Here is an 8,207-nt window from a genome sequence, read left to right as displayed (position 1 = left end):
GGTTCGGGTTCGGGTTCGGGTTCGGGTTCGGGTTCGGGTTCGGGTTCGGGTTCGGGTTGCAAATTTTGCGACGCTCGCTGCAGGTGATAGCGAGCAATCGCCGCCCGACACTGCCGGTCAAGATAAAAATCCAGACTCAGCCAGCGCCCAGCGCCGCTGAACAATAGCGCCAGCAGCATAATGAAGTAGGTCGCGGCAAATTCGATACCATTGTTCAGGACGACAAAATTTCCCTTCGCGGTAAGCCAGGGGTAGTTGCCATGCTCCTGAAGAATGGCGCTAGCACGCTCAAGTCGGCGCCCCACCTCTACACTGTTTTCCAAACTCTCCCGCGCGGCTGGCAGCCCAATATCGGCTAGCGGCTTGGCGGCGCTATTCAAAGGGTCACTGGGCGCGATCGCAAACCAGCCATTTGGCCAATGCACAGTGACCGCAGCCACGGCCATGGTAATTAACAGCGGAATACACGCCCAGCGCAAAGCAAAACCAAAAAGCAGGCAAAAGCCGCCAATCAGCTCGGTATATGCTGCCAGTTGCGCCATCAGCATTGGCTCAGGCAACCCCAGGCTGTGCTCAAACCACTGCGCCGTTGCATCCAAATGATAGACCTTGCTGAGCCCGGCAGCGATCATCACCGGCGCCAGATACAAACGCATCATCAGCGGTGAGATAAACGCCAAGCGCTTGAGCAGCGCCACCACGCCGTCGTGAAAAAAATAATAGGCTCGCAATACGTGCACCATCGGCAATCCCTCTTTGTTATTAATGTTGTCGTGCCGGTTTATGGACGCACTATGCCATTATCGACCAGCGCTGCAAACCGGGCAGCCGGGGTCACGCCCAAGCCGCAACTGGCGAATATCCATGGTAAGTGCGTCGATAATCATCAAGCGGCCGCAAAGTGTGCCCGGCAAGGCAAGCAGGCACTTAATTGTTTCAATCGCCTGCATGCTGCCCACCATACCGACCAGGGGAGACAACACGCCACTGTCGGCGCAGCGCAAATCATCCCCGCCTTCGTGATACAGGCAGCGATAGCAGGGGCTATCGGCCTGACGAAAATCATAAACGCTAAGCTGCCCTTCAGCGCGAATGGCCGCGCCGGAAACAAGCGGCACACCGGCGCGATAGCAGGCCTGGTTCACCGCAAACCGTGTCGCCAAATTGTCGCAGGCATCCACAACAATATCGACAGAACTCACCGCCACGTCGAGCGCTTCACCCTCGAGTCGCTGCGCATATTCGTGCACCGAGACATCCGGGTTCAGCTCGGCAACGCGCTGCGCCGCCGAGGCCACTTTATGACGACCGATATCAGCAGTGGTATGCGCAATCTGACGCTGCAAATTACTGAGCTCAACGGTATCGCCATCGGCAAGGTGCAGCTCGCCCACACCTGCAGCGGCCAGGTACATCGCCACAGGAGAGCCCAGACCACCCACGCCGACAACCAGTACGCGACTGGAGAGCAGTGTTTGCTGCCCCGCCACATCGATTTCTGGCAATAAGATATGCCGGCTATAGCGCAATAATTGCTGATCGCTTAACTCTTTCATAACTTGGCCTGCACCACCTTTTGCCCCACGGTCATACGCTCGTTGCCGCCGTAATCGCGGTGCGTTTCCACACTGACAAAGCCCGCCGAAACAAACAATGTCCGCACCGCTGATGCTTGCTGATAACCGTGCTCCACCAGCAAATAGCCATTGTCAGCCAGATAGGGCATCGACGAGCCAACAATGTGTCGCAGATCAGCCAAGCCACTCTCGGGCGATACCAGCGCGGAGGCAGGTTCAAATCGCACATCGCCCTGGTCCAGGTGAGGATCTTGAGCATCGATGTATGGGGGGTTGCTAATAATCAGATGAAACGGCTGGCTCGCGTCCAATGCCGTAAACCAATCCGACACCGCGACAGAAACATTATCCAACCCCAGTGCATGGCGGTTTTGTTCAGCGAGCGCCGCCGCCTCGGGGGAGCGATCCAGCGCCCAACACTGCCAGCGAGGCCACTCACTGGCCAGCGCCAAGGCCAATGCCCCCGTACCGGTTCCAAGGTCGAGCAGGCGACCCGCCTCATTATTCTGGCAAAGACTCAGCGCCAGCTCGACCAAACACTCCGTATCCGGGCGCGGAATCAATGTATGCGCATTGACCCGCAAAGGCAGAGACCAAAATTCCCGATACCCCAGGATATGCGCTACCGGCTCCCCCGTGCGACGGCGCTCAAGAAGCGCGCAAAACTGCGCCTGCTGCGCTGGCTCTAATAGCCGCTCGGGCCAGGTATAGAGGTAACTGCGGGGCCTGTCGAGCACATGGCAAAGGAGCAGCGAGACATCGAGCCCCGCCGTATCACTCACTGACTCAAGCTGGTGCTGGCACGCCAACGCATCGGCAATACTCATTGCACCCGGCGCCACCATTGCCTTACTCAGCCATTGCCGCGAGCAAGTCTGCCTGATGCTCTTGGCGCAGAGGACCCACGATTTGATCGACGTCGCCCTGCATAAATTCATCAAGCTTATACAGCGTTAAGTTAATGCGGTGGTCGGTCACCCTTCCCTGAGGGAAGTTGTAAGTGCGGATACGCTCCGAGCGATCACCGCTGCCGACGAGATTACGCCGCTGATCCGCCTGCGCTTGTTGGTGCTCACTGTTGCGCACATCGTTGATACGGGCCGCCAACAGCGACATCGCCCGCGCCCGGTTTTTATGCTGGGAGCGCTCATCCTGACACTCAACCACAATGCCGCTGGGGATATGCGTAATACGCACGGCGGAATCGGTCTTGTTGACGTGCTGACCACCCGCACCACTGGCGCGGAAGGTATCGATGCGCAAATCGCCTTTATTGATCTCTACTTCTTCGGCCGCTTCCGACTCGGGCATCACGGCAACGGTACAGGCCGAGGTATGAATACGGCCCTGTGACTCAGTTTCTGGCACGCGTTGAACCCGGTGAGCCCCGGACTCAAACTTTAAATGGCCATAGACATCCTGCCCCGCAACACGGCTAATAATTTCCTTGTAGCCGCCATGCTCGCCGGGGCGCTCATTGAGCACTTCAATCTTCCAGCCCTTGGACTCGGCGAATCGCGAATACATTCGGAACAAATCGCCGGCAAAAATCGCCGCCTCGTCACCGCCGGTACCGGCGCGGATCTCTAAAAATACGTTGTGGGAGTCATTGGGGTCGCGCGGCAACAGTAGGGTCTGCAGCTCCGTTTCGAGCGTTTCAAGCTGCTGCTCGCCGTCGGCAATTTCTTCCTCGGCCATTGCCCGCATGTCGGCATCGTCTTCATCTAGCATCAATCGCGCTTCGTCCAAGTCATCACACACTTGGCGATACCGCGCATAGCTGGCCACTACCGGCTCAATTTCTGCATATTCCTGCGAGAGGCCACGAAACCGATTTTGGTCGGCGATAATATCGGCATCGCTAAGCAGCGCGCCTATCTCCTCGTACCGATCAAGCAGGTTTTCCAGTTTGCTGCGAATAGACGCCTTCATAAAATCTCGCTTGGCTACATATAGAAAAGTAAACGTGGTGATGCAAAAGTCGCGGAGGGTGCCGCGCTAGTTTTCACGGTCCTGGTCGCGCAGCTGGAGCAGCTCGCGGGCCCAGTCGACCAGGTCGTTGCGCCCCTTGGCGCCGGCTTCTTTTATCTGCGTGGTGGGGCTGTGAATCAGTTTATTCGTCAGCCCCCGCGCCAGTTGTTCAAGCACCACGGCAGCATCCTCACCCTTGGCCAACTGCCGGCGCGCGCGTTCCAGCTCGGCATCGCGCAGCCCCTCGGCCTTGGCGCGAAAGTCTTTGACGGTAGCGACGGCACCGCGCGACCGCAGACGTGCCTGCCACTCTTCAATGGCCGCAACAATTAACTGATCCGCCTTGCGCGCCTCAGACTCGCGCGCGCGCTTATTTTCGTCAACGATCTCACGAAGGTCGTCGACGGTATACAAATACACATCATCAAGTTCGGCAACCTGGGGCTCAATATCCCGGGGAACCGCAATATCCACCATCACCATTGGCCGGTGTTTGCGCTTCTTCAGAGCCACCTCAACGGCGCCTTTACCAAGAATCGGCAACTGGCTGGCAGTGGATGCCACGAGGATATCGGCATCGCGCAAGTACGCCGGAATGTCAGACAGCATTACCGCCTCTGCCTGGAACTCCTCGCCCAGCTGTCGCGCGCGCTCCAGGGTGCGGTTGGCAATGATGATGCGCTTCACCCCCTTTTCCCGAAGGTGACGAGCCACCAGCTCGATCGTCTCGCCTGCGCCAATCAGCAAAGCCGTACACTTGGATAATTTACTGAAAACATGCTGAGTGAGTGACACCGCGGCATAGGCTACCGACACCGGGTTCTCGCCAATGGCAGTGTCGGTGCGCACCTGCTTGGCAACGCTAAACACCTGTGAAAACAGCTGATGCATGCCCGAGGCTGCGGTACCCGCCTCGGCTGCCAGCGCATAGGCTGACTTCATCTGCCCCAGGATTTGCGGTTCACCCAGGACCATAGAATCCAGGCCGGCGGCGACTTCCATCATGTGTTGAAGCGCCTGGCTATCGCGACTGATATAGCAGCAGTCATCCAAATGGCTGCGCTCGACATGGTGAAAACGCGACAGCCAGTCGAGCATCTTTGCGTCGTCAACCGCATCGCCTTGACCGCCCAACGCGTATATTTCAGTGCGATTGCAGGTAGACAGAATGGCAAGCTCCTCACCCAAGCCACAGGCCAGGGCGTCCTGCAGTGCCAAGTGAATTTGCTCAGGCACGAACGCCACGCGCTCTCTTACCGAAAGCGGGGCGGAATTATGATTGATGCCAACAAGGAGCAATTTCATTCAGTTGGGAAGCCGAGTCAGGAGCGCAAAACTGACGCGGATTCTATCAAGTTGGCGTTCAAATGTGGATTTTATTACCAAAACAAGCCGGGATTTCTCTGCCAGCCGGTGATCATTCCTGCTCGCAGCGGTCATAGATGGCACGCGTCGCCCAACTGGCGATAGAAATAAGGTAGGATTATTCCAGCCATTACACCGCGACGACAACGCGGCGCCATCGCAGCAGGACAACAATGTCACAACGCTTACACTACACCCTCATTGGCCTATTCCTCTTGGCCTCTGGCTGCGCCCTGACACCGGCAGACCACCAGCCGGAGAAAGCCGTCGCCGCCGAAGACAAGAGCGCGCCCCTCAGAGCCCTGCCGGAAGACAGCGTTTACGACCTGCTGCTCGCCGAATTGTCGCTGCGCAACCACGACCTCAATACCGCCCTGAGCAACTATCGCCGACAGGCGGATCGCACCGGCGACCTTGAGCTGATTGCCAGCACGGCGCGGCTCGCCGACTATATGGAGCAACACAACGTCGCCGCAGTTTACGCGCAGCGCTGGCTAAAACGCGACGCCGGCGCCAGCGAGGCCCACTATATACTGGCCGGCGCGCTGTCCCGCCTGGGCGACCCGCTCAGCGGCCTCCCCCATATGATCCGGGTGCTCGAACTCGGCGATGAAACCAATTTCGCAGCAATGGCAGCCACGGCACTTGGCCGCCCCGATGCTGAAAAAAATGCCTTTTTCGAGGCCCTGCAAACTGTCCAAAGCCAACACCCCAGCGACAACAGCCTGCGTATTGCCCTGGCGCTTATGCTGCAATACCGCCAGCGCGAGGAAGACGCATTAGAACTTGTGCGCCTGGCATTGGATGAAGAGCCGACTAACCCCCACGCCCTGCTCATTGAAACGCGCACCCTGAGCCAGCTCGGGCGCGACAACGAAGCGATAGAACGACTCAAATACGCCGTAGACCAAAACCCGAGACACAAGCGCCTGCGCCATGACCTGTGCCGCAAGCTGGTTAAAGTCGATGTCTATCAAGCCAAGGCACACTATGAAGTACTGGCCCGGCAATACCCACAGGATCACGATATCTTGCTGGAGCTAATGCTGATAAACCGCGAGCTCAGCAATACTGAAGAAGCCGAGCAACAACTGGAAAGCCTGAGCGCCAATCCGCAGCAACGCAGTCGGGCGCACTATGTACTTGGCCGCCTCGCCGAAGAAGAGCGCGACTGGAGCGACGCCCTGCAGCACTACCAGCAGGCGACCAGCCTACCCGAATTCAATGAGGCCAGCCGGCGGGTAGCCAGTATCAGCCTATCGACAGAGGGCCGCGAGCAGGCCCTGTCGCGCCTGGCCGACTGGCGCGAATCACTACCGGAACACGCTGAATTCATTTATTTGCTGGAAGCCGAAATTCTGCGCAAGGCCGATTTAGACGAGCGTGGCTTCTCACTACTGACTCAGGGCTTACAAACACTGCCGGACAGCACCGAATTGCGCTATGCGCGGTCACTGTTTTCTGAGCGTTTGGGAAACCTGCCCGCCGTGGAAAAGGACCTGCGCTACATTATCGACCGCGACCCAAACAATAGCGCGGCCCTCAATGCGCTGGGCTACACGCTGGCCAACCGCAGTGCACGACTGGATGAGGCCCAGCGCTTAATCGAACGCGCGCTCAAGCTATCGCCCGATGACCCCGCCATATTGGATAGCTACGGCTGGGTGTTGCTCCTTAAAGGTAAGACCGAGGCCGCACTCAGCTACCTTGAGCGCGCCTTTGCCCAAAGTCAGGATCACGAAATTGCCGCCCACCTCGGCGAGGCCTACTGGTTACTCGGCAGAGAGGATGCCGCCCGCGCGGTTTGGCAGAAAGGCCTGCAAGACACGCCGAACAGCCCCATTATCTACGACACTTTACAGCGACTGAAACTCCTCGATGAATAAACACATCCGCCTGATCAGCATTGTCGCTGCGGCCGTGCTCACAGCCTGTAGCAACCTGCCTCCGGCCACCCCCGGAGAGCAGCACTGGCATATGCAAGGCCGAATTGGCCTGTGGCAAGGCAGCCAGCAAGAGAGCAGCCAAATCACCTGGCTACAATGCGGCGACCATTACGCCAAAATACGCCTGACCGGCCCGGTAGGTGTCGGCGGCGCCGAAATCATCAGCGACCCCTCAGGCGCCCAACTCACTTATAAAGGCGACGTTCGCCGAGCCGCCAGCGCAGAAGCGCTTGCCGCCGATATCGGCTGGCCCGTTCCCGTTTCTGCTTTGCGCCACTGGCTGCGTGGGCGCGCCGCGCCCAACGCGCCACTGGCTGCGCAACTTTCGGCAACCGGGCAACTTAGCTCGCTGGAGCAATTTGACTGGCAGATTCAATTTGCCCGCTATCAACACGACAGCACCGACGCCCTGCCCCAATTGATTGAAGCGCAACGCGGCGATACCCGGCTAAAACTGATCGTTAAATCATGGCGCAATGGCAAACAGGAATGCGCACAATGAACACTCTCAGCCTGCCTTGCCCGGCCAAAATCAATCTATTTCTGCACATTACCGGCCAGCGCGACGACGGCTATCACGAATTACAAACGCTGTTCCAACTTCTGGACTACGGCGACACCCTTCACCTGCAGGGGCGCGCCGATGACGAACTGCGCTTTCTTACTCCGCTGGCCGGCGTGAGTGACGACAACAACCTGATCCTCCGCGCAGCGCGCCTGTTGCGAGAGCATGTGCAGCGCCCACTTGGCGCCAATATCGGTTTAGACAAGCGCCTCCCGATGGGCGGCGGCATTGGTGGCGGCAGCTCCGATGCCGCATCCACCCTGCTGGGGCTCAATCACATCTGGCAGTTGGGCCTGGGCCTGGACGAGCTGGCTGAGCTAGGCCTGAGCCTCGGCGCCGACGTTCCGGTATTCATCCACGGACACACCGCCTGGGCTGAGGGCATCGGTGAAAAATTACGCCCGTTGGACACCCCCGGATACTGGTATTTAGTGCTGCGACCTGACTGCGAAGTGAGCACTGCAGAAATTTTTTGCCACGAACAATTGACACGCAATGCCTCTCCCATCAAAATAGCGGCCTTTCTTGAGGGGGCCACCGGAAACAGCTGCCAAAATTTGGTGCGAAAACTGTATCCGGATGTTGATAAAGCCTTGAATTGGCTAGATCAATTTGCTCCAGCGAAGCTAACCGGCACCGGTTCCTGTGTGTTCGCTAGCTTCGACAGCAAGAGCGCTGCGGAAGCAGTTTTGGCACAAAAGCCTGCATCAACATCGGGCTTTGTTGCGAAGGGTGTTAATCTTTCGCCACTGCACAAAACGTTGTCCACGGTGTAACGATTTA

General features: G+C 58.1%; 8 protein-coding genes. 3 read left to right on the top strand and 5 right to left on the bottom strand.

The features are described 5' to 3' along the window. The 5 genes from ABNS66_RS13680 to hemA all read right to left on the bottom strand — a co-directional run. On the bottom strand, window positions 1-743 hold a 743-nt coding region (locus tag ABNS66_RS13680; protein ID WP_348655353.1), incomplete at its 3' end, for a DoxX family protein. A 57-nt stretch (window positions 744-800) separates the two neighbouring features. Next, a complete protein-coding gene (moeB, locus tag ABNS66_RS13675) occupies window positions 801-1,556 on the bottom strand; it encodes a molybdopterin-synthase adenylyltransferase MoeB (protein ID WP_286839115.1) in 756 nt (251 codons plus the stop codon). Further along, the gene (prmC, locus tag ABNS66_RS13670) at window positions 1,553-2,404 is read right to left on the bottom strand and encodes a peptide chain release factor N(5)-glutamine methyltransferase (protein WP_286839117.1); all 852 of its coding nucleotides are present in this window, start codon (window positions 2,402-2,404) and stop codon (window positions 1,553-1,555) included. Before prmC ends, moeB begins: the two co-directional genes overlap by 4 nt. A gap of 22 nt (window positions 2,405-2,426) precedes the next feature. Next, window positions 2,427-3,509, bottom strand: coding sequence for a peptide chain release factor 1 (gene prfA, locus ABNS66_RS13665; protein ID WP_286839120.1), 1,083 nt, complete (start codon window positions 3,507-3,509; stop codon window positions 2,427-2,429). 66 nt (window positions 3,510-3,575) lie between these two features. Continuing rightward, complete coding sequence (gene hemA, locus ABNS66_RS13660) at window positions 3,576-4,853, bottom strand: glutamyl-tRNA reductase (protein WP_286693832.1); 1,278 nt, start codon at window positions 4,851-4,853, stop codon at window positions 3,576-3,578. A gap of 233 nt (window positions 4,854-5,086) precedes the next feature. On the opposite strand from hemA, the gene ABNS66_RS13655 reads away from it, so the two are divergent. Genes ABNS66_RS13655 through ispE form a run of 3 tightly spaced genes read left to right on the top strand, consistent with a single transcriptional unit; the run spans window position 5,087 to window position 8,200 of the window. After that, a complete protein-coding gene (locus ABNS66_RS13655; protein ID WP_286839123.1) occupies window positions 5,087-6,799 on the top strand; it encodes a tetratricopeptide repeat protein in 1,713 nt (570 codons plus the stop codon). Continuing rightward, on the top strand, window positions 6,792-7,361 hold the full coding sequence (gene lolB, locus ABNS66_RS13650; protein WP_286839124.1) for a lipoprotein insertase outer membrane protein LolB: 570 nt from the start codon (window positions 6,792-6,794) through the stop codon (window positions 7,359-7,361). Before ABNS66_RS13655 ends, lolB begins: the two co-directional genes overlap by 8 nt. Next, window positions 7,358-8,200, top strand: coding sequence for a 4-(cytidine 5'-diphospho)-2-C-methyl-D-erythritol kinase (ispE, locus tag ABNS66_RS13645; RefSeq protein ID WP_286839126.1), 843 nt, complete (start codon window positions 7,358-7,360; stop codon window positions 8,198-8,200). Before lolB ends, ispE begins: the two co-directional genes overlap by 4 nt. Window positions 8,201-8,207: the final 7 nt, after the last annotated feature.

This window comes from uncultured Spongiibacter sp. (assembly GCF_964011655.1).
GTDB classification, from domain to species: domain Bacteria; phylum Pseudomonadota; class Gammaproteobacteria; order Pseudomonadales; family Spongiibacteraceae; genus Spongiibacter; species Spongiibacter marinus.
This window is presented reverse-complemented; position numbering and strand designations above follow the sequence as displayed.

Bases quoted from the DNA above. Each gene is read 5' to 3' on its own strand.
- ispE (WP_286839126.1), top strand. From the start codon at position 7,358: ATGAACACTCTCAGCCTGCCTTGCCCGGCCAAAATCAATCTATTTCTG.
- prmC (WP_286839117.1), bottom strand. From the start codon at position 2,404: ATGAGTATTGCCGATGCGTTGGCGTGCCAGCACCAGCTTGAGTCAGTG.
- lolB (WP_286839124.1), top strand. From the start codon at position 6,792: ATGAATAAACACATCCGCCTGATCAGCATTGTCGCTGCGGCCGTGCTC.
- hemA (WP_286693832.1), bottom strand. From the start codon at position 4,853: ATGAAATTGCTCCTTGTTGGCATCAATCATAATTCCGCCCCGCTTTCG.
- moeB (WP_286839115.1), bottom strand. From the start codon at position 1,556: ATGAAAGAGTTAAGCGATCAGCAATTATTGCGCTATAGCCGGCATATC.
- prfA (WP_286839120.1), bottom strand. From the start codon at position 3,509: ATGAAGGCGTCTATTCGCAGCAAACTGGAAAACCTGCTTGATCGGTAC.
- ABNS66_RS13655 (WP_286839123.1), top strand. From the start codon at position 5,087: ATGTCACAACGCTTACACTACACCCTCATTGGCCTATTCCTCTTGGCC.